The 20,268-nt window shown below is 72.1% G+C and carries 23 protein-coding genes; 10 read left to right on the forward strand and 13 right to left on the reverse strand.

Translation table 11 applies throughout. From position 1 onward, the window contains the following. The first annotated feature begins 226 nt into the window (after positions 1-226). Positions 227-727, forward strand: coding sequence for a hypothetical protein (locus AB0P03_RS33865; RefSeq protein WP_363589191.1), 501 nt, complete (start codon positions 227-229; stop codon positions 725-727). A 96-nt stretch (positions 728-823) separates the two neighbouring features. Here the strand turns inward: AB0P03_RS33865 and AB0P03_RS33870 are convergent, their stop codons facing one another. From AB0P03_RS33870 to AB0P03_RS33885, 4 genes are all read right to left on the reverse strand, one after another. Beyond that, positions 824-1,015 (reverse strand): DUF397 domain-containing protein, encoded by a 192-nt coding sequence (locus tag AB0P03_RS33870; protein ID WP_363632410.1) that lies wholly within the window; start codon positions 1,013-1,015, stop codon positions 824-826. 77 nt (positions 1,016-1,092) lie between these two features. Further along, positions 1,093-1,497: a DUF5919 domain-containing protein gene (locus AB0P03_RS33875; protein ID WP_363632412.1), complete on the reverse strand. Its 405-nt coding sequence runs from the start codon at positions 1,495-1,497 to the stop codon at positions 1,093-1,095. Between the two features lie 285 nt (positions 1,498-1,782). Further along, positions 1,783-1,995 carry a DUF397 domain-containing protein gene (locus AB0P03_RS33880; RefSeq protein WP_363632413.1) on the reverse strand — a complete coding sequence of 71 codons (213 nt, stop codon included), beginning with the start codon at positions 1,993-1,995 and terminating at the stop codon, positions 1,783-1,785. Continuing rightward, positions 1,979-2,815: a helix-turn-helix transcriptional regulator gene (locus AB0P03_RS33885; RefSeq protein ID WP_363632415.1), complete on the reverse strand. Its 837-nt coding sequence runs from the start codon at positions 2,813-2,815 to the stop codon at positions 1,979-1,981. Before AB0P03_RS33885 ends, AB0P03_RS33880 begins: the two co-directional genes overlap by 17 nt. Positions 2,816-3,005: 190 nt before the next feature. On the opposite strand from AB0P03_RS33885, the gene AB0P03_RS33890 reads away from it, so the two are divergent. From AB0P03_RS33890 to AB0P03_RS33900, 3 genes are all read left to right on the forward strand, one after another. Then, a complete protein-coding gene (locus AB0P03_RS33890; RefSeq protein WP_363632417.1) occupies positions 3,006-3,134 on the forward strand; it encodes a hypothetical protein in 129 nt (42 codons plus the stop codon). Continuing rightward, positions 3,134-3,382, forward strand: a complete 249-nt coding sequence (locus tag AB0P03_RS33895) for a hypothetical protein (protein WP_363632419.1) — start codon at positions 3,134-3,136, stop codon at positions 3,380-3,382. The genes AB0P03_RS33890 and AB0P03_RS33895 overlap by 1 nt, the downstream gene beginning before the upstream one ends. A gap of 75 nt (positions 3,383-3,457) precedes the next feature. Then, the gene (locus AB0P03_RS33900; protein WP_363632420.1) at positions 3,458-3,952 is read left to right on the forward strand and encodes an NUDIX domain-containing protein; all 495 of its coding nucleotides are present in this window, start codon (positions 3,458-3,460) and stop codon (positions 3,950-3,952) included. A 62-nt stretch (positions 3,953-4,014) separates the two neighbouring features. Here AB0P03_RS33900 and AB0P03_RS33905 read toward each other — a convergent pair whose 3' ends face one another. The 7 genes from AB0P03_RS33905 to AB0P03_RS33935 form a co-directional block, all read right to left on the reverse strand. Further along, entirely contained in the window at positions 4,015-4,491 is a 477-nt protein-coding gene (locus AB0P03_RS33905; protein ID WP_363589746.1) for a hypothetical protein, read from the reverse strand. Between the two features lie 270 nt (positions 4,492-4,761). After that, a complete protein-coding gene (locus AB0P03_RS33910) occupies positions 4,762-9,189 on the reverse strand; it encodes an LPXTG cell wall anchor domain-containing protein (RefSeq protein ID WP_363632422.1) in 4,428 nt (1,475 codons plus the stop codon). Positions 9,190-9,624: 435 nt separating this feature from the next. Beyond that, positions 9,625-9,831, reverse strand: coding sequence for a hypothetical protein (locus AB0P03_RS33915; protein WP_363632424.1), 207 nt, complete (start codon positions 9,829-9,831; stop codon positions 9,625-9,627). Between the two features lie 80 nt (positions 9,832-9,911). Beyond that, complete coding sequence (locus AB0P03_RS33920; protein ID WP_363587888.1) at positions 9,912-10,442, reverse strand: AAA family ATPase; 531 nt, start codon at positions 10,440-10,442, stop codon at positions 9,912-9,914. A 35-nt stretch (positions 10,443-10,477) separates the two neighbouring features. Further along, complete coding sequence (locus AB0P03_RS33925) at positions 10,478-11,125, reverse strand: AAA family ATPase (RefSeq protein WP_363632425.1); 648 nt, start codon at positions 11,123-11,125, stop codon at positions 10,478-10,480. A 226-nt stretch (positions 11,126-11,351) separates the two neighbouring features. Then, positions 11,352-11,891: a DUF6328 family protein gene (locus AB0P03_RS33930; RefSeq protein ID WP_363587884.1), complete on the reverse strand. Its 540-nt coding sequence runs from the start codon at positions 11,889-11,891 to the stop codon at positions 11,352-11,354. After that, positions 11,888-12,460: a MarR family transcriptional regulator gene (locus AB0P03_RS33935; protein ID WP_363632427.1), complete on the reverse strand. Its 573-nt coding sequence runs from the start codon at positions 12,458-12,460 to the stop codon at positions 11,888-11,890. The genes AB0P03_RS33930 and AB0P03_RS33935 overlap by 4 nt, the downstream gene beginning before the upstream one ends. A gap of 48 nt (positions 12,461-12,508) precedes the next feature. Here AB0P03_RS33935 and AB0P03_RS33940 point away from each other — a divergent pair, with 48 nt between their 5' ends. From AB0P03_RS33940 to AB0P03_RS33965, 6 genes are all read left to right on the forward strand, one after another. Beyond that, on the forward strand, positions 12,509-13,411 hold the full coding sequence (locus AB0P03_RS33940; protein WP_363632428.1) for an EamA family transporter: 903 nt from the start codon (positions 12,509-12,511) through the stop codon (positions 13,409-13,411). Positions 13,412-13,662: 251 nt separating this feature from the next. Then, on the forward strand, positions 13,663-14,559 hold the full coding sequence (locus tag AB0P03_RS33945; RefSeq protein ID WP_363587878.1) for a neutral zinc metallopeptidase: 897 nt from the start codon (positions 13,663-13,665) through the stop codon (positions 14,557-14,559). Positions 14,560-14,705: 146 nt separating this feature from the next. Then, the gene (locus AB0P03_RS33950) at positions 14,706-15,080 is read left to right on the forward strand and encodes a hypothetical protein (protein ID WP_363587876.1); all 375 of its coding nucleotides are present in this window, start codon (positions 14,706-14,708) and stop codon (positions 15,078-15,080) included. Positions 15,081-15,392: 312 nt separating this feature from the next. Continuing rightward, on the forward strand, positions 15,393-16,487 hold the full coding sequence (locus tag AB0P03_RS33955; RefSeq protein ID WP_363587874.1) for a substrate-binding domain-containing protein: 1,095 nt from the start codon (positions 15,393-15,395) through the stop codon (positions 16,485-16,487). 57 nt (positions 16,488-16,544) lie between these two features. After that, positions 16,545-17,330 carry an ATP-binding cassette domain-containing protein gene (locus AB0P03_RS33960; protein ID WP_363587872.1) on the forward strand — a complete coding sequence of 262 codons (786 nt, stop codon included), beginning with the start codon at positions 16,545-16,547 and terminating at the stop codon, positions 17,328-17,330. Next, positions 17,327-18,610, forward strand: coding sequence for a sugar ABC transporter permease (locus tag AB0P03_RS33965; RefSeq protein WP_363632430.1), 1,284 nt, complete (start codon positions 17,327-17,329; stop codon positions 18,608-18,610). Before AB0P03_RS33960 ends, AB0P03_RS33965 begins: the two co-directional genes overlap by 4 nt. A 128-nt stretch (positions 18,611-18,738) precedes the next feature. Here AB0P03_RS33965 and AB0P03_RS33970 read toward each other — a convergent pair whose 3' ends face one another. Further along, the gene (locus tag AB0P03_RS33970; RefSeq protein ID WP_363632431.1) at positions 18,739-19,587 is read right to left on the reverse strand and encodes a helix-turn-helix transcriptional regulator; all 849 of its coding nucleotides are present in this window, start codon (positions 19,585-19,587) and stop codon (positions 18,739-18,741) included. 37 nt (positions 19,588-19,624) lie between these two features. Continuing rightward, on the reverse strand, positions 19,625-20,131 hold the full coding sequence (locus AB0P03_RS33975) for a DUF6879 family protein (protein ID WP_363632433.1): 507 nt from the start codon (positions 20,129-20,131) through the stop codon (positions 19,625-19,627). Between the last annotated feature and the right edge of the window lie 137 nt (positions 20,132-20,268).

Raw genomic sequence — 20,268 nt, forward strand, 5'->3', positions numbered from 1 at the left:
CGCCCGACGGCGGTGAACGCATAGCCACCGTCACCGGTGCACAAGCTCGGGCCGTCTCAGAGGAAGCCCTGCCGAACACGTTCGGCAGGGCTTCCTCGCGCTTCGGCGACTTTCGGCGACCGGTTCCCCCGAACCCGCCTTCCAGGGGAGCCTCTGACGAGCCCCCGGTCGGCGGGGGAACGGAATCCCGTTGCGAGGTGAGGGCCGTCGCTGTAGACATGCCGCGATGACGATTTTTCATTGCGCCGCCTGCGGCGAGGCCCTCACGGCCGACCTTGAGCCCCTCCCGGCGGTTCCTGCCCGGCACCTGTTCGAGGGCGAGCTCGTCAACGGCCGGCGACAGGCCCCACCCACCATGCCCCGTGGCCACTACGCCGTCGATCCGCAGCCGCACGGGCCGCCGTTCGTCCCGGCCGAGGACCAGGACGACTGGCCTCCCGCCTACCCCGGCGGCCCGTGCATCAGCGACTTCGACGGAACGGTCGTCGTCTCGGCCGGACCCCGGAACACCTTCGTCCTGCACCCCGAGGACGGGACCGGCCTCACCTGGCACACAACAACGACCGGGCCACCCAGCTGCTGCGGAGCCCCCGGCGACGGCCCACCCAACCGTGCCTGCCACTGCGGCGCCGTGGTCGGAAGCGAAATGTCGGACTGCTACACACCCTACGAACTCCACCTGCTGCCCGACGCCGTCCGCCCCGCTGCCCACACCCCCGACCACTGACGCACGCGGCCACACGGACACCACGGGCGACTGGACGGCCGAGACGAGGCTGTCACCAGCACCCAACAGTTCCTTTGTTCCACCCAGGAATTGCCACTACCGGGCGTCGAACTCACCCGCGCGGACGGCGGCGACGAAGGCCCGCCAGGCGGGGGAGCGGAAGAGGAGGACAGGCCCGTCGGGGTCTTTGGAGTCCCGGACGGGCTGCACACCGGTGAAGCCGTCGGCGACCTCGACGCATTCGCCGCCCTGGCCGCTGTAGCTGCTCTTGCGCCAAGTGGTGTCCATCGCGGTTGCCTCCTGCGGGCGGAGTGGAAAGTCGATGGGGATGACTTCCCACTCCGGCGCCGGGTTAGACGCAGGTGTCAGCGCGGGCCGGAACGGATGTCGCTGCCCCGGGACCAGAGTTCTTCGACGTGTTCGGCGAAGCGGTCGAACATGCGGTTCTCCTCGCTGCGCCGCAGGTGCATCAGGGGCGAGTCGTGGCCGACGGTGTGGGCGAGGTGGGGCGTGACGAGGGCGTGCTCGTCGAAGCGGAAGACGGAGAGGCCGACGTGGTTCGGGCCGTCGTCCGGAGCGCTGAACCGGGCCTCGATGCCCTCGGTGCCGGAGAGCTTGGCCAGGTTCTCCAGGGTGACCCTGATCCTGGTGGACACCGTGAGCGCCACGTCCTCGATCTGCTCGCGCTGACGCGTCGTGTCGGAGACCGGATCCCCGAGGAGAAACCGGACCCGGCAGCCGCTCTCGGCCTTGCGCCGCAGAGTCTGCAACAGGGCGGGCTGCTCCAGCCAGACGAAGTAGCTGGTGTAGCCGGCGAGGAAGATGTCGGACCGGGCCTCGGCGATCAGCTGCGCCCAGACCGACTGCGGGCAGCCGAGCGGTACGGGTAGACGGCGAACACCTCCCGGTCGTGCCCGGTCTTGACGTTCGCCCGGACGGTGTTGGGCCAGATCATCCGTTCATCACCCCTGAGGTCACGGCGGCGGGTTGAACCGGGTGGAGGGGTTGAGAAGGCCCCGCCGCCCTGGATCGGGGCGTCGGGGCCGGAGTTGCTGCTACCGGGCGTCGAACTCGCCGGCGTGGACGGCGGTGACGAAGGCCTGCCAGGCGGGGGAGGGGAAGGCGAGGGTGTGGCCGTTGGGGTCCTTGGAGTCGCGGACCGGGACGATGCCGGGGAAGCCGTCCGCTACCTCGATGCATTCGCCCCCTCCGCCGCTGTACGTGCTCTTGCGCCAGCGAGCGCCGGATAGGTCAATGTGCACTTTCAAATTCCTTCCGTACTGCGCGGATCAGCTCAAGCGACGCAGCCAGAGGTAGTGCCTCGGCTTGCAGCCGATCGTACTCCCTGGCCCAGCCCGCGAGGGTTTCGGCGTCGCGCTCCAGATGGCCGCGCAGATGGCTCTCCGAATAGCCGAGCAGCGAACGATTCGGCATCGTCAGAAGCGTCACTGGGTGCGCGAACGGCCGGTTCTCCCCGAGGCTGATCGGGGCTACCTGGATGGTCATGTTCGGCCGACTGGCTAGCTCTTCCAAATGGGCCAGCTGGCCCACCATCACCGCTGGTCCGCCGACCGGCCGTCGCAGGCTCCACTCGTCGAGTACGGCCTGGATGTATGGCGGAGACGGCTGGTTGATCCGTTCCTGCCGGGTGAGGAGGAACCGCATGCGTTCGTCGGCCTGCTGCTGAGTGACGATCCCGCGCCGTACGAAGGCCTGTTCATAGGCTGCCGCATACTCGGGAGTCTGCAGCAGCCCTGAGATGACCCCGATCTGGAAGGGCCGGATGACGGTCGCTTCGGCTTCCTTGTCGGCGTACTCAGGGAAACCCTCTATCAGGATGCTGTGTTCGAGCTGGTCGAGCATCAGGCCGAGCGTGCCGCCGGTGGCGAGGTGCTCGTCCACGAGATCGACGAATCGGCGGCTCGGCGCGCGGATGCCGCGTTCGATGCTGGAGATGTAGGCGCCGGAGTAGGCGATGGCCTCTCCGAGTTCCGTCTGGGTCAGGCCGCGTGCCTCGCGTGAACGGCGGAGCTGAATCCCGAGGGTCGCGTACGGGGATGACGCAGGATCAAGCTTCTTACGGTTCATGATGCTTCCCAACTGAACCATGCTGAACTGGCGACTTCAGATGCTTCCCTAGGAGGGGGTCGTTCCGCAAGTCTTTCCCACACAGAAAGTGAAGGATTGACTGCGGAAGGTTATTCCCATGGCTGATGCCCAAGTTCCCCGCCTCCACGGCTACGGGGTGCGGTGGGACCCGGAGGGCCGGTGTTACCGGGTGCGGAACGAGACGACGGGGGAGTGGCTGCGCAGCGGCACCTCGGGTGAGCTGGCCTCCTTCTCCTCGTTCTCCGCCGCCTTCAGCGCCTGGCGGGGGTTCGAGGTTCGGTGGCAGGTGGGGGCGTGATGGGGGAGAAGGTCTACCGGGCCACGGCCGACCAGCGGCGCCAGGCGGCCGACGTCCTCGACGACCTGATCACCGTCCTTGCCCTGGGCGGGGTGAAGTTGCCCTCCGTCGAGGTGGATTGGGAGCACGGCCGCAGGACGGGTTGCTACCTCATCGGCCTCGGCTGCGCCCGCCCGTCCGAACTCCTGCGGGTCGTGGACCTGCTGCGCAAGGGGCTGCGCTACGAGCGCCTGACGCATGACGACTGAACTCCTGGTCCGCCTGCTCTGGTGGGCCGGCTTCTCCCTCGTACTCCTCGCCGCCCTCAGGAAGTGAACCGCCCGATGCGTGACCCCCGTCTGCTCGCCAAGCCGCCGGTGTGCCGGCTCGGCTGCCTCGTCCTCGTCCGCAACCCGCGCGGCGACGTCCTGCTCGTCGACCCGGACTACATGGACGGCCTGATCCTCCCGGGCGGCGCCGCCCAGCCCAACGAGCCGCCCAACCTCGCCGCCGCCCGCCACCTCCACGCCGAGACCGGCCTCAACCTGCGCCTCGCCGACGTCCTGGCCGTCGACTTCACCCCGGCCGACCGCCACCTGGAGCGCCTCAACCTGGTCTTCGACGGCGGCACCGTGCGCGACGACACTCGCCTCACCGTCCCGCCGCAGCACCGCAGTGGCCTGTTCGGCGCCCGCTTCGTCCCCGCCCACGAACTCCCGGACGTCATGGCCCCCGCCCAGGCCGCCCGCGCCGCCGAAGCCCTCGCCAACCGCGCCGTCCCCCTCCTCCTCCACGGCCAACGCACCACCTGCGACGAGAACCGGCCCCCACCGCGCTAGAACGCCGGGAGGCAGCTACCTCGCCGACACCCGAATCCGAACCCGGCCCCGGCAGTGGGCGCTCAGCTGACGCCCCGCAGGACACACAGGGTCCCCTGCGGCGCGTGGAACGCCTGCCGCACCTCCCACGCGCCGCTCTGCCCCGCCTTGACGTTCACCGCCGTGTCGCCGAGGGCGAGCACCGTGGCCTTCGCCGAGGTGAAGTAGACGACGATCCGGTAGTCCGCGTCCCGGCCGCCGGGGTTCACCGCGGTGCCGGCCGCGCGCCAGCCGTCCTTGGTCGCCTCGCAGGTGCCGATGGTGACCTGCTTGCGCTTCTCCTGGTCGTTGGCGACGGACGACGGAGGCGGCAGCGTCGGCTGCTCCAGCACGGCGATCTCACCGCTGCTCGCAGCGTCCTCGGAGGGCGCGGCCGTAGCGGCCTGCACGTCCTGACTGCCACCGCTGTGGGGCTGGCGGCAGCCGGACAGGGCGGCGAGGGCGAGCAGTGCGATGCCGGCGGCGGCACCCGCTCGGGCCTTGTGCTTGGTTTCGCGCATCTCTTACTTCCTTCGGCTGTGGGCGGCGCCAGGAACGATCACACCGGTGTCACCGCAGAGGGGCCCGGCCTGTCTTACCGTGCCGGTGCGGGCGGCGCGGGCTCGGCGGGCCTGGCGGTGGCGGAGGTTCATCCGTTCGGCTGAGGTTCGTCCCGTCGTCCGCCCCTCACCCACGGGCCGGACGGACGACGGACGGACGACGGACGGGCACAGAACGGCGGCGGTCCCCGGAGCCCATGCTCCGGGGACCGCCGCCGTCAGCCGCCGTTGCTAGCCGCGACGGCGGGTGCGGCGCGTCACCAGCGCCAGCCCACCGCCGAGGAGCAGGAGACTCCCCGCCAGCCCGGCCAGGTGGGTGTTCGCGCCGGTGCTCGGCAGGTGGCCGTGCGGCGGCTTCGCGGTCACCGTCGCGCTGGACGGCGGGGAGGTCACCGGCGGCCCGGACGGCGGAGTGCCCGTCGCCGTCGCCGTGTTGGTGATCTTCCCGCTGTTCAGGTCGGCCTGCGTGACGGTGTAGGTGGCGGTGCAGGTCACGGACGCGCCCGGTGCGAGAGAGGCGGCGCCGGCCGGGCAGGTCACCACGGGAGCGGTGCCGCTGCCGGAGAAGGCCGTCTCGTTCACCGTCACGTCGGTCAGTGTGACGTTCCCGGTGTTGGTCACCAGGAAGCTGTAGTCGACGGTCTGACCCGCGGCCGTGACCGTGGTCGGGGAAGCCGACTTCACCACGGTGAGCGCCGGGGCCGGGGTGTTCGGGACGTTGGTCGAGGACGGCGGGGACGTCACGGGCGGGCCGGTGGGCGGAGTGCCCGTCGCTGTTGCCGTGTTGGCGACCTTGCCGCCGTCCAGGTCGGCCTGTGTGACGGTGTAGCTGGCGGTGCAGGTCACGGACGCGCCCGGTGCGAGGGAGGCCGCGCCGGCCGGGCAGGTCACCACGGGAGCGGTGCCGCTGCCGGAGAACGCGGTCTCGTTCACGGTGACGTTGGTGAGGGTGACGTTGCCGGTGTTGGTCACCAGGAAGGAGTAGTGCAGCACCTGGCCGACGGCGGTCAGTTCCGTCGCATCCACCGACTTGACGATGGTGAGCGCCGGGTTGGGGGTCGTCGTGACGGTTGCGCTGGAGGGCGGTGAGGTCACCGGGGGGCCGGTGGGCGGTGTGCCGGTGGCCGTCGCGGTGTCCGTGATGCTGCCTGCGTTGAGATCAGCCTGTGTGACGGTGTAGCTGGCGGTGCAGGTCACGGACGCGCCGGGCGCGAGGGAGGCGGCGCCTGCCGGGCAGGTGATCACGGGCGGGGTGCCGGTGCCGGAGAACGCGGTCTCGTTCACGGTGACGTTGGTCAGGGTCACGTTCCCGGTGTTGGTCACCAGGAAGCTGTAGTCCACGACCTGCCCGACGGTCGAAACCGTGCTCGGCGAGGCGGACTTGACGATGGTGAGCGCCGGGGCCGGGGTGTTCGGGACGCTGGTCGAGGACGGCGGGGACGTCACCGGCGGGCCGGTGGGCGGGGTACCCGTTGCCGTCGCCGTGTTGGTGACCTTCCCACTGTCGACATCCGCCTGCGTGACGGTGTAGCTGGCGGTGCAGGTCACGGACGCACCGGGCGCGAGCGAGGCGGCGCCTGCCGGGCAGGTGATCACGGGCGGGGTGCCGGTGCCGGAGAACGCGGTCTCGTTCACGGTGACATTGGTGAGGGTGACGTTGCCGGTGTTGGTCACCAGGAAGGAGTAGTGCAGCACCTGGCCGGCACCGGTCAGTTCCGTCGCATCCACCGACTTCAGGATGGTGAGCGCCGGGTTGGACGTCGCGGTGACGGTCGCGCTGGAGGGCGGTGAGGTCACCGGCGGGCCGGTGGGCGGTGTGCCGGTGGCCGTCGCGGTGTTGGTGATCGAGCCCGCGTTGATGTCGGCCTGCGTCACCGTGTAGGGGGCGGTGCAGGTCACGGACGCGCCGGGGGCGAGGGAGGCGGCGCCTGCCGGGCAGGTGATCACGGGCGGGGTGCCGGTGCCGGAGAACGCGGTCTCGTTCACCGTCACGTTGGTGAGGGTGACGTTGCCGGTGTTGGTCACGAGGAAGCTGTAGTCCACGACCTGCCCGACGGTCGAAACCGTGGTCGGGGACGCGGTCTTCATAATCGTGATCGCCGGAGCCGGTGTCGCGGTGACGGTCGCGCTGGAGGGCGGTGAGGTCACCGGCGGGCCGGTGGGCGGTGTGCCGGTGGCCGTCGCGGTGTTGGTGATCGAGCCCGCGTTGATGTCGGCCTGCGTCACCGTGTAGGGGGCGGTGCAGGTCACCGACGCGCCGGGGGCGAGGGAGGCCGCGCCGGCCGGGCAGGTGATCACGGGCGGGGTGCCGGTGCCGGAGAACGCGGTCTCGTTCACCGTGACGTCGGTCAGCGTGACGTTCCCGGTGTTGGTCACCAGGAAGCTGTAGTCCACGACCTGCCCGACGGCGGTGACCGTGGTGGGGGACGCGGTCTTCACGATCGTGAGCGAGGGCGTCGCGGGGACCGGGGTGTTGGTGAAGGTGCAGAGCACCATCGGGCTGTTCTTGCCCTCCACCGTGGGCGGGAACGGCAGGTTGAACGTGGTCGCGCCGGTGCCCGAGGCGACCGGGGCGTTGCCGTTGGCGGTGTCGACGCAGTCGTAGGCGGTGGTGTAGTTGGCGAGGCTGCCGGAGACGGCGGTCTCGGTCAGTGTGTAGGTGGTCCCCGATACGGCGATGACCGGGCCGGCGGGGGGTGCCTGGACGCCGGTGCTGGTGCCGGTCGTGGTGGCGGTGTTGCCCTGGGTGATGCCGCCGCCGGTGATCGCCAGGCCGAACTGGTCGTTCGAGGTGGTCGACTCGGCGAACCGGCCGACGATGTTCTTCTGCAGGGCCAGGGTCGGGTTGGTGGAGCAGGCGCCGAGGTCCACGGACAGGAACGCGTTGTTGGAGTACGGCGTGGGCCCGGCCGTGATCACGCCGGTGTTCGGGTTGAGCTGCTCCAGGTAGGTGGTGCTCCCCGAGGCGAACTCGATGTAGAGGTTTCCGGCGTTGTCGAAGGCCGCCCCGTTGAACGAGTTGCCGTTCGGGTTGGGCAGGGTGCTCAGCACCGTGTCGGTCAGCGGCACACCGGTGGCCGACCCCGTGGTGGGGATCGGCCCGGCCACCCGACCGATGGCGGCGTCGGTGCCGACGGAGGAGAGGACGTAGAGGTTGCCGGCCGCGTCGAAGGTGATGTCGCCGTTGGGGCCGGAGGCTCCGGTGACCGGCAGGTCGAACGTGGCGATCACGCCGGGGATCGCGGTGTTGGTGACGGTGTTGAAGCCGTAGAGGGTGGCCACGCCGGGTGTGGTCGCCGTGCCGGGTTCGAAGCTGGCGTAGTAGTAGATGCCGTTGGCCGGGTTCACCGCGCCGGCGACGAAGGAGTCGGTGGTGGCGCCGGCGGATCCGGTGTAGGTGGTCCAGGCCCCGGTGGCCGCGTTGTAGCCGTACACGTTGACGGACCCGGCGACGGTCGGGGTCTGGTCGACCACGTAGGCGGCGGTGCCGCCGTCGGTGATTCCGAGGGCGTTGGTGAAGCCCGACCCGGCGGGGAGCGTGCTGACCGTCGTCGCGGTCACGCTGGATCCGCCGACGGTGCCGGCGGCCAGGGCGAGCAGGGTGCCGGTCGCGGCGGTGGAGGAGCCGCGCTGGATGGCGTAGATCGTGTTGCCCGTGCAGTCCAGGGGGTCGCCGGGTGCCCGGGGCAAGCGGCCGAGCGGGGCGGCGCTGCTCGGGCCGGCCGGTCCGGCCGCTGCGGATGGCGTGGTCTCCGGGGACGGCGTGGTCTCCGGGGACGGGGCTCCTGGAGCGCTGCTCTGGCCGGTGGGCGTCGAGGCCGCTGACGGGTCGGCCTTCGCCGTCGTGGCGCCGGCGCCGGGATCCTTCCACTCCAGCACGACGAGGCCGTTGCCGCCGTCGCCGCTGTGGCCGCCGCCCTTGGCCGCGTCGGCGCCGGTGTTGGCGTCGGTATCGGCGCCGTTGACGTCCGTGATGGACGGCGCGAAGCCGCCGAAGGCCGCCCCGGTGACGTACTGGCGCTCGGTCACGTGAGGGGCAAGGCCTTGCGGCCCGTCTTCAGGACCGGCCCCGGCAGCACCGGTGCCGCTCGCGGTCGCGGTCTCAGTCTCGCTCGTGGCCGTGCCGCCGTCGGCTGCCAGCAGGGTGTCCGCGGGGGTGTGGGACTGGCCCGACCGGATGGTGGAGGCGCCGCCGTTGCGGGCCGCCGGGGAGTCTGCGGCGTCGTCGGGGTGCGAGCGCCCGCCCTGACCCGGTACCACCGTCAGTCGCTGTCCGGCCGTCACTTCCAGTAGCGCGGTCGCGTAGGCGCCGGCGGCGCCCGGTCGGTTCGCGTGCTCGCGGCCGGCCGCGGCGGTGTCGCCGTCGGCGGCCGCACCCGCGCCCCAGGCCTTCGCCCTGATCGAGGAGACCCCGGTGGGGACGGTGAATTCCTGGTCGCTTCCGGTGTAGGCGAAGGACAGGCAGTCGGTGTAGCCGGCATCCGCCGGGCACGCCTGAGCCGCGTGCGCGGCGGGGGCGGCCAGCAGCGGGACGAGCGGCACCGGCGCCAGCATCAGCACGGCCGCGAGTACTCCGGACCAGCCGCGCCGATTCGGGGCGGCTCTCCCCGGTGCCTCGAAGGCTCGGGCCAAGCCCCAGCGGCGTCTGACTTCGGGCATCGGGGACTCCCCAGGGTGTTCACGGGACGCGTGGATGGCGGCATAAATACGCCATAAGGTGACGAAACGACTATGCCGTATACACCATCCGGGCCGATTCGGCACGCGGGGGAAGTCATCCCGGCGGCCCACAGGGACGGGCCGGCAATAGCGGACGGGCCGTCAAGGTGCGGCCGTCGGAGTGACGGCCGGTACTGCGGCGATCGTGGCGGCCCCCGCCCGCCCCTGGGGCTCCACCCGCCGACGGACGGTCGGGCGCAGTGGGCCCGGCGAGGCCGCCTTGCGTGCGAGACCCGCTGGGCGCGCCCGTGTTGTGCGGAACTCACCTTCTGCCAGCAGGAGTTGATCCGACCGGATCGAGGAGCGCCGAGCATGGCGGAGGGCCGGGGCGGTACCCGGTGCCTCCCGAACGGCCTTGGCAGGGGCGGGCCCTGGTCACGGGACGAGCACCGGGCGCTCGCGCAGGCCGCCGGCGGCGAGGCGGGTGCGGGCGTCGGCGGCGCGGGCCAGGCGCAGGGTGAGGCGGCCGTCGGCGGTGATCCACGCGTTGGCCACGCGGATGCCGCGGATGCCGCGGATGCCGCGCAGGTCCGCTGGCCGGCTGCCGCCGGCCACCGCGACGAAGGCGCCGCGGCGGCGCACCGCGCCGAGGGTGGCGGCGCCGAGCGGGGCGGCGCAGTTGGCCGGCCGGGGCTGTTCGCAGCCGGAGAATTGATGGTTCGTCAGTCGCCGGGTCCGGTGGCGAAGGCGGCGATGTCGGCCAGCGGCGGGCGGTAGCCGTGGGTGGTGTCCACGTGCAGGTGCGGCGCCGGCAGGGACGGCGGGGTGAAGTCGTCCAGCAGGTTGCCCGGGCCGGGCGGGGCGGCGAGGAGCGTGCGGTCGGCGTGCGCGGCGCGGTGCGGGTGCGTCGTCAGGCGGGTGCGGATCCGGGCGCGGGCCACTGCCGGGTCCACCCGGCAGTGCACGATGCGCAGTTCGGCGTGTTCGGCCAGCGGGCTCAGGCCGGGCCGCCACAGCCGGTCCTGGTACGCGGCCTCCGCCACCACGCTCACCCCCGCGCGCACCAGGACCTCCAGGACGTCGAAGAACGCCGCGCGCACCGCCTCGTCGGGGTTCCCGGCCCGGGTGCCCGCGTGCACCAGGCCCTCCTTCAGCTCGTCCCGGCACACCGCCGGGCAGCCGAGGGCCTGTGCCAGCGCGTGGGCCAGCGTCGTCTTCCCGCTGCCCGGCCCGCCGCTCACCACGATCAGCATCTCGGACCCCTTTCGTCAGGCCAGGTCAGGTCAGGTCAGGTCAGGGCGCGGAGCAGGCGGTCGGCGAGGGTGGGGTAGGGGCGGCAGTCCAGGACGGGCAGGTGGTGGGTGCGGGCCTGGTCGGCGAGCCAGTGGGAGTAGCGGGCGCTGACGGCGGCGCGGCGCTCCTGCGGGCCGCAGTCGGGTTCCCGCTGGGCGTAGTTGGCGCTGATGCCGGCCGCGTCGCCCTCGTGCAGGAACACGGCGCGCACGACGCGGCCCTGTCCGGCGGCCTCGGCGGCGGCGCGGGCGGCGGCGGCCGGGGTGAGGTAGTCGCCTTCGACGATCGCGGGCACGTCGACGGTGAGGCGGTTGCGCACCACGCCGAGCAGGGCGTCGTCCAGGGCGCGGGCGGTGGCGATCTGCAGTTCCAGGACGCGGTCGGCGGGCAGCGCGTCGGGGTCGTCGAGCCCGTCGAAGTGGTGCAGGCCGGGGTGGCCCTCGGCGGTGGTGGCGGCGTGCAGGGCGGCGGCGACGTCGTCGAACTCGACCACGAACGCGCCGCTGTGCCGGGCGAGTTCGGCGGCGGCGCGGCTCTTGCCGAGGCCGGAGGCGCCGCCGAGCAGCAGGACGTCCCAGGTGGGGGTGCTGCCGTTGACGTCCCCGTTGCCGCTCCCGCTGCCGTTGTTGTCGTTGCTGTGCATCCGGGCACGGTACCCGCCGCGCGGGGTGGGGCGGTAAGCGGTTTCGGGGGCGGGCGGGCTCTGAGGGGTGAGGGAGATGTGGGACTTCCTCGCCTGGCCCCCGGCGCCCGACAGCCGGCCCCGGCCCGGTCCCGTCCGTCACCCGCGCCGCGCCCGCCCCCGGCGCGGCGCGGGTGACGGGAAGCGGGCGCGCTGTCCCCGGTGGTGCCGGCCGCCGGGCGCCGGTTCAGTCGTCGTGCAGCGGGCGGCGCACTGCCCAGGGCAGGACGAACCACAGCCCGGCGAAGATCAGCGCGACGACGGAGGTGATGGCCAGGGCCGTGGCGGTCCCGAGCACGACGTCCAGGACGAGCAGCACGGCGCCGGTGAGCGCGCAGGCGAGCAGCATCAGGCCCAGCTGGGCGATGTGGGCGGAGACCTTGACGATCCGCGCCTTGCCGGGGTGGCGGAACAGCCCGCGGTGCAGCGCCACCGGGGTGGCGAACACGGCCGAGGAGATGACGGCCAGCAGCAGGGTGGTGACGTAGACGTCCTGCTGGCCGTCGGTGAGGGTGGCGAAGCGCGGGGTGAAGGCGACCCCGAGCAGGAACGCGAACACGATCTGCACGCCGGTCTGCAGCACCCGCAGCTCCTGCAGCAGTTCCACCAGCCGCCGGTCGGCCCGGGCCCCCGGGCTCTCCGGGCTGCCGGACGGCGACGGCTGGGGCGGCTGGGGCTGCGGTCCGGGCTCGGGTTCGGGCTGGGACGGCGGCGGAGTGCTGGTCATGCGTCACATTCTGCTGGCCCGCCGCCCGGTGCGGTGCCGTCCAGGCGGTGCTGCCAGGCGGTGAGGAGGGTCTGCAGGGCGGCGGCCTCCTCGGGGGACAGGAGGGCGAGCAGGCGGTGCTCGTTGCGCATGTGGGCGGTGAACGCCTCGTCGATCAGCCGCAGGCCGGCGTCGGTGAGGGCGACGAGGCGCCCGCGCCGGTCGCCCTCGGCGAGGCGGCGGGTGACCAGCCCGGCGCGTTCGAGGCGGTCGATCCGTTTGGTCATCGCGCCGGTGGTGACCATGGTGTGGGCGGCGAGCTCCCCGGGGGCCCGCTCGTAGGGGGCGCCGGCCCGGCGCAGCGCGGCCAGGACGTCGAACTCGCCCTCGCCGAGGCCGTAGCGGGAGTAGACCAGGGCGAGTTCGCCGGTCAGCCGGGCGGCGAGGCGGTGCAGGCGGCCGATGACGGCCAGCGGGGAGACGTCGAGGTCGGGGCGTTCGCGCCGCCACTGGGCCTGGATCAGCGCCACGTGGTCGGCGTCCGCGCCCGGCGGGGAGGGCGTCCGGGGGTGCTGCTGGTGGTGCTCCATGGGGCCATCCTACCGCCAGTACCTTCCCGGGAAGGTATATTGCCTTCCATGGAAGCCAATCTGCGGTGGGTGCTGCTGACCGCGGTCGCGCCGCTCGCCTGGGGCGCCAACTACTACGTCACCCACGCCTACCTGCCCGCCGACCGGCCCCTGTGGGGCGCGGCCCTGCGCGCCCTGCCCGCCGGACTGGTCCTGCTCGCCCTGTCCCGCCGCCGCCCGCACGGGCCCTGGTGGTGGCGCAGCGCCCTGCTCGGACTGCTGAACACCGCGGTGTTCTTCGTCCTGCTCTACCTCGCCTCCCAACTGCTGCCCACCAGCACCGCCGCCACCGTCATGGCCGCCTCCCCGCTGGCGATGCTGCTCACCGCCTGGGCGCTGGCCGGGCAGCGCCCGCACCGCGCCCACCTGGTCGGCGCGGTGGTGGGCCTGGGCGGGGTGGCGCTGACGCTGCTCGGCGCGGGCGGCACGGCCGGCGGGGCGGGGCTGGCGGCGTCGGTGGCGGCGATGCTGGTCTCCTGCGTCGGCTACGTGCTGGCCGCCCGCTGGCGCGAGGGCGCGGACCCACTGGCCGTCACCTCCTGGCAGCTGACCGCCGGCGGCCTGATGCTGCTGCCCCTGGCCGCCGCCGTGGAGGGCGCGCCCCCGGCGATGGACGCCCGCACGCTCCCGGCCTTCGGCTACGTCGCCCTGGTGGCCACCGCCCTCGCCTTCGCCCTCTGGTTCGCGGGCCTGCGCCACCTGCCGGCCGGCACGGTCGGGCTGCTCGGCCTGCTCAACCCGCTCGCCGGCGTCCTGCTGGGCGCCGGCCTCGCGGGGGAGGGGCTCGGCGCGCGCCAGGTGTGCGGGCTGGCCCTGGTCCTGGCCGGCGTCCTGCTCGGCCGCCCCCGCGGGCCCGCCCGCCCTGCCGAAGCCTCAGTCGTGGCCAAATCCATGACCCGCGTCAAGAATTGACGGACCGACAGTCCAACAGTCGGGCCAGGTGATGGCCCAGGACGGCGCGTGCGGCCTCGGGGGAGCGGTGCCCGATCGCCACGGCCACGGCCACGGCCGCAGTCGCCGCCCGGCCCCGCCCCGTCCTGACCGGCCCCTGGCGCCCGCGCCCCGCTGCGCCGCGCCGGCGCCCGCTGCCCGTAGGCTGGGCGGGCCGTCACCGGCACAGACCGTCACCAGTACTGACAAACACGACAGAAGCGGGCAGGGGCATGCAGTTCGACGACCAGGGCGACCTCGACACCTCGCAGGTGGACGACCGGCGCGGGATCCCGGGCGGGAAGGTCGCCATCGGCGGCGGGGCGGTGGGCCTGATCGTCGTACTGTTCGCGGTCGTCCTGGGCGTGGACCCCCAGCTGCTGGGCCTGTCCTCCGGCGGCGGCTCCACCACCTCCAGCGGCGCGCACACCGCCGGCGAGGTGCAGCAGGCCTGCAAGACCGGCGCGGACGCCAACCGGCGCCAGGACTGCCGGATCGTGGCGGTCACCAACAGCGTGCAGGAGTTCTGGCGCGCCGAACTGCCCAAGCGCACGGGCACCGCGTACCGCAACGCCGAGACGGTGCTGTTCACCGGTCAGGTCTCCACCGCCTGCGGCCCGGCGACCTCCGCCGTCGGCCCGTTCTACTGCCCCGGTGACCGGAAGGCCTACTTCGACCTCGGCTTCTTCAACGAGCTCTCGGCCCGCTTCGGCGCCAAGGGCGGGCCCTTCGCCGAGTCCTACGTCGTCGCCCACGAGTACGGCCACCACATCCAGAACCTCCTCGGCACCATGCAGAAGGTGGGCAGCGACCGCCAGGGCGCCAACAGCGCCTCCGTGAAGCTGGAACTCCAGGCCGACTGCTACGCCGGGGTGTGGGCGCACCACGCCACCACCACCCCGCAGCCCTCCACCGGGCGGCCGCTGATCGCCTCCCTCACCGACCAGGACATCGCCCAGGGCCTGGACGCGGCCGCGGCCGTCGGCGACGACCGGATCCAGAAGCAGGCCACCGGCCGGGTCAACCCGGAGAGCTGGACCCACGGCTCCTCCGACCAGCGCAAGACCTGGTTCACCACCGGCTACCGCACCGGCGACCTCGCCCAGTGCGACACCTTCGGCAAGCTCTAGCCCGGTGAGCCGGCGAACCGGCTCCCGGAGTGCGGCGGCGCGCCCCTGTCAGATGTCAGGGACCGCCGCCGCGCCCGCGTTCCTAGGCTGCTGAGCACCGGCCGGACCCCACGTCAGGCCGCTCACCAGCCAAGGGAGAACCATCCATGCGCAGGATCACCCACGCCGTCGCCGCCCTCGCCCTCGCGACCGCGGCCCTGACCACCCTGACCACCCTGGGCGCCGGCAGCGCCGGCGCCGCCGACGGCTCCTGGGCGGGCTGTCCGTACGGGGCGGTCTGCGTCTACCCGCAGAACCAGAACCCGGCCTCGGCCCCGAGCGAGGTGTACTGGAGCTACGGCGCGCACAACCTGAGCAACCAGTACGGCAACCACTGGGTCCTCAACAACCAGTCCGGCGGCGCCCACGCCCACCTGTGCCGGGGCTCGGGCGGCGGCAGCTGCGTCTACGACATCCCGGCGCAGAACGGCGTCTGGTACGACCTGGGCCCGATCAACTCGATCACCCTCGACCGCCCCTGACGCGTCGTTCCTGACGCACCGGTACCACCTCCGCACGGGGGCGCCCGCCGCACGGGGGACGGCGGGCGCCCCACCTTCCTGACACTCCGACAGGTTGATCGACTCTTGAACGGCGGGCCCCGCAACGGGCGCCGCCGTTCCGTCATTTGGAGCTTCCTCCAGGTTTCAACTCCCCGTCAGTGTTCATGAAGATAACGAGTAGAGGCGCATCGCCCGCAGTATGAATTTACTTATTGACGTCATGTACGCGTTCAGGTTTAACTCCCCCCACCCCGCCGCAGAGCCGCGGCGACGTCAGGGAGAGGCACCCCCATGAACGCAGCACTGCGTCGCGTCCTCATCGCCACCACCGGCATCTCACTGGCCCTGTCCATGGCCGCCTGCGGCAAGGCGGGCGGCGACAAGAAGGACGCGGCCGCTTCCGGAGACGGCAAGTCCATCGGGCTGCTCCTACCCGAGAACGCCTCCTCCACCCGCTACGAATCCTTCGACCGCCCCTTCGTCGAGGCCAAGGTCGCCGCCCTGTGCGCGGACTGCAAGGTCCTGTACAACAACGCCGAGGGCAGCGCCGCCAAGCAGAAGCAGCAGTTCGACACCCTCCTCGCCCAGGGCGTGAAGGTGATCATCCTGGACCCCTTCAACGCCAAGTCCACCCAGGGCTGGGTCCAGGAGGCCGCCGCCAAGGGCGTCAAGGTCGTCGCCTACGACCGCCTGGCCACCGGACCGGTCGCCGCCTACGCCTCCTTCGACAACGAGAAGGTCGGCGAACTCCAGGGCCAGGCCCTCGTCGACGCCCTCGGCCCGCAGGCCGCCGACGCCAACGTCGCCATGATCAACGGCGACGAGGCCGACCCCAACGCCGCCGACTTCAAGACCGGCGCCCACAAGATCCTCGACGCCAAGGTCAAGAAGATCGTCTACGAGCAGTCCGGCCAGTGGGACGCCACCGTCGCCGGCCAGAAGATCGGCGCCGCCGTCACCCAGCTCGGCAAGAACGGCTTCCAGGCCGTCTACTCCGCCAACGACGGCATGGCCGGCGCCATCATCACCCAGCTCCAGGGCGCCGGCATCAAGGTCCCCGTCGGCGGCCAGGACGCCGGCCTCGACGCGATCCAGCGCATCGTCAACGGCGACCAGGCCTTCACCATCTACAAGGCCTACCGCCCGCTCGCCGACTCCGCCGCCGAACTGGCCGTCGCCCTCCTCAAGGGCAAGGACGTCAAGGCCGTCGCCACCGCCACCGTCGACAGCGCCACCGACAAGGCCATCCCCGCCAAGTTCCTGGACGCCAAGGTCGTCACCAAGGCCAACATCGCCACCACGGTCGTCGCCGACGGCCTCTACAAGGTCTCCGACATCTGCACCGCCGACTACGCCGCCGCCTGCGCCGCCGCCGGCCTCAAGTAGCCCGGCCCCGCCCAGTTCGACCCGGGTCCAAGTCCACCACCGCAGAAGAAGGTTCATGTGACAGGCGCACCCGTCCTCCAGCTGCGCTCGGTCTCCAAGCGCTTCGGTGCCGTCCAGGCCCTCACCGATGTCGGCCTCGATGTGCACACCGGTGAAGTCCTCGCCCTCGTCGGAGACAACGGCGCCGGCAAGTCCACCCTCGTCAAGACCATCGCGGGCGTCCACCCCGTCGACGAGGGCACCATCACCTGGCACGGCGAGCCCGTGCGCCTGACCCGCCCCCAGGACGCCCAGGCCCTCGGCATCGCCACCGTCTACCAGGACCTCGCCCTGTGCGACAACCTCGACGTCATCGCGAACCTGTTCCTCGGCCGCGAGAAACGCCGCCGAGGGCTCCTGGACGAGGTCGCCATGGAGCAGCACGCCCGCGAACTCCTCGACACCCTCGCCATCCGCATCCCCGACGTGCGCACCCCCGTCGCCGCGCTCTCCGGCGGCCAGCGCCAGGTCGTCGCCATCGCCCGCGCCCTCGTCGGCGAGCCCGCCCTCGTCATCCTGGACGAGCCCACCGCCGCCCTCGGCGTCGAACAGACCGCCCAGGTCCTCGACCTCGTCGAGCGGCTGCGCGAACGCGGCCTGGCCGTCGTCCTCGTCAGCCACAACATGGCCGACGTGCGGGCCGTCGCCGACACCGTCGCCGTCCTGCGGCTGGGCCGCAACAACGGCGTCTTCCCCGTCGCCGGCACCACCCAGGAGCAGATCGTCTCCGCCATCACCGGAGCCACCGACAACGCCCACGCCCGGCGCCAGGCCCGCCACACCGAGGAGGAGGACGCCGCATGACCACGCCCAGCACCCCCGCCGACACCCCCGCGGCCCCCGGCACCGACCCCGTGGTCCCCGGCGCCGACCCCCGCCTGCACACCCGGGCCGCCGGCCCCGCCGGCTACCTGGACGCCGCCCGCCGGCGCCTGGCCGCCGGCGAACTCGGCTCCCTGCCCGTCGTCGTCGGCCTCATCCTGATCGCCGTCATCTTCCAGTCCGTCACCGGCCACTTCCTCCAGGCCGACAACCTCACCAACATCACCCGCTTCATCGCCGGCCCCGGCCTCATCGCGGTGGGCGTCGTCTTCGTCCTCATCCTCGGCGAGATCGACCTCTCCCTGGGCTCCGTCGCCGGCGCCAGCGCCGCCCTCGCCGCCGTCCTCGCCGTGCGCCAGGGCGTCGCCGAATGGCTCGCCGTGCTCGCCGCCCTCGCCGCGGCCACCGTCATGGGCCTGCTGCACGGCCTCTTCTTCGCCCGCGTCGGCGTCCCCGCCTTCGTCGTCACCCTCGCCGGCATGCTCACCTGGAGCGGCCTGCAGGAGTACGTCCTGGGCGACCTCGGCACCGTCAACAACCGCCACGGCGGCCTCATCGCCACCCTCGACACCACCTTCCTCGGCGATGGCGACATCGCCTACGCCTGGGCCCTGGCGGTCCTCGCCCCCGCCCTCTACCTGCTCGCCCACCTGCGCACCGCCCGCCGGCGCACCGCCGCCGGCCTCACCGCCCGCCCCACCGCCGACACCGTGGTGCGCACCGGCGCCCTGGCCGTGCTCACCCTCGCCACCGCCTACGCCCTCAACCAGGACCGCGGCCTGCCGCTGCCCCTGGTCGTGCTGGTGGGCGTCGTCGTCCTCACCGACTTCGTCCTGCGCCGCACCTCCTACGGGCGCCAGATCTTCGCGGTCGGCGGCGGCGTGGAGGCCGCCCGGCGCGCCGGCGTCAACGTGGCCCGGGTGCGGATCTCCGTCTTCATGCTGTCCGCGTTCCTGGCCGGCCTGGGCGGGTTGTTCTACGCCTCCCAGCAGGGCTCCGCCGACAAGCAACTGGGCGGCGGCAACGTCCTGATGAGCGCGATCGCCGCCGCCGTCATCGGCGGCACCAGCCTCTTCGGCGGCCGCGGCAAGACCTGGTCCGCGCTGCTGGGCATCCTGGTGATCCAGTCCATCACCACCGGCCTGGACATGGTCCACGCCGCCCAGGCCATCCAGTACATGATCACCGGCGCCGTCCTGCTCGCCGCCGTCGTCCTGGACTCCCTCTCCCGCCGCACCCGCACCACCGCCGCCCGCACCTAGCCAAGCCGAAAGACCCGGGCCCGCGTCTACCGGCCTGGCGCCCCGCCGCATCGCGGGGCGCCAGGCCAGGAAACGCGCGGCCGCCCCGCCCGAGGAGCCCGGCGCCGGCGAGGCCCCCGCGCACGGATTCACCCGAGGGCGGCTATTGCCGACGTGATGAGCGCACGTGCCCGGGCACCGTAGACCGCGAGGCGCTGCAACTCGCCGAACGCCCGGGTGTAGTCAGCGATCTCGCGGGGCTGGGTGACGTTGACCTCAGCTGTCAGCGTCTCCACGACAGCATGCCGATCGTCGTACAGGTAGAACGCTTCGAGGGGCCACATACCGCGCTGTGCGGTGGACGGGATGACCCCCAACGACAGTGATGCCAGCGGCATCACCGCCAGAAGGTGACCTAGTTGACCGGCCATGGTCTCCGCGTCACCGATCCGGGAGCGGAGCACCCATTCCTCCATCAGCACCGCGAACCTGTGCCTGCCCTTGTGCAGGAGCCGCCCTCTCGCCACCCGCGCGGCAACGGCGTCGGCCACATCATCAGGGGTCCCCTGAAACTCCGTGATGGAGCGCATCAGGGCAGTCGCGTACTCGGGCGTCTGGAGGAAGCCGGGAACGACATTGGAGACGTACGTCCGGCACAACTCCGCCCGCTCGTGGAGCGCGTAGAAGTCCTCCTGCACCTGGCGCATCCCCGCGCGGTGCAGCCGACGCCACTCCATGTACATCGACTCGACCGCTCTCGACGTGGCGATCAGGTCGTCCGACTGGTCAGCCGCTGCGCAAGCAGTGCACCACGCCCGAATGTCGGAGTCAGACGGAGGAGTTCGCGCGCTCTGGATGCGGGAGACCTTCGACGGGTTCCACCCGCACCGGACCGCTAGCTGTTTACCCGTCAGGCCGGCATCCTTGCGGAGATCGACAAGGCGGTTGGCAAGGGCAAGACGCGCCGCTTGCGCGCTTGATGACGGAGACGTCGGCATAGGTCTGGCGGTCCGGTGCTCGCAGGGTAAGGGCGGGTCAGACGCTGTACTCGTCGTGCGGGGTGCCACGCTCCCACACAGCCTCGAACGCGGAGGAGACGAGACGAACCGTCGCGGAGTCCTCGGAGAAGGCGAACCCGGGCTCGGCCCAGTCGCCGTACCCCGTGAAGAAGTGGAACAGCACCAGCTTGTCGTCGATCAGCCAGAAGTCGTTCCCCGGCAGCGCGATGTTCGACGTCTGACTCCTCGGCAGCCACCGAACCAGTTCTCCGGCCGCCAGGTTCATCGGGGTAACCGCGTGCTCCCACCGGATGTAGTCGGTCACCGGCTCGGACACGATCCGGGCCCGCCGCACGACCACGCCACGACCGACCGTCTCGCGGACGAGTCCCAGCCACTCGGGCCACCACGACGCTTCGGGGTCCAGCTCGATCTCGCCGGTGCGGGCGAAGCGATCGATCTCCTCCGCCTCGTCCTCGACCCACACGGTAGGCGAGCCTCCGCCGCCCGTGCTGGGGTCGATGCCCACAAAACCTAGTGCCATGACGATCTCCAACGTCTGTGGAGTTGCAGGGACGTGCACCACCGTCAGCCCTGCGAGTCAGAAGCACAACCCCGCATGCACGAAATTGCACGAACCCGGGCAGAGCCACACCTCTGACACCCCTCCACGCAAGAGGA

This window comes from Kitasatospora sp. NPDC088779, assembly GCF_040685395.1.
Taxonomy (GTDB): domain Bacteria; phylum Actinomycetota; class Actinomycetes; order Streptomycetales; family Streptomycetaceae; genus Kitasatospora.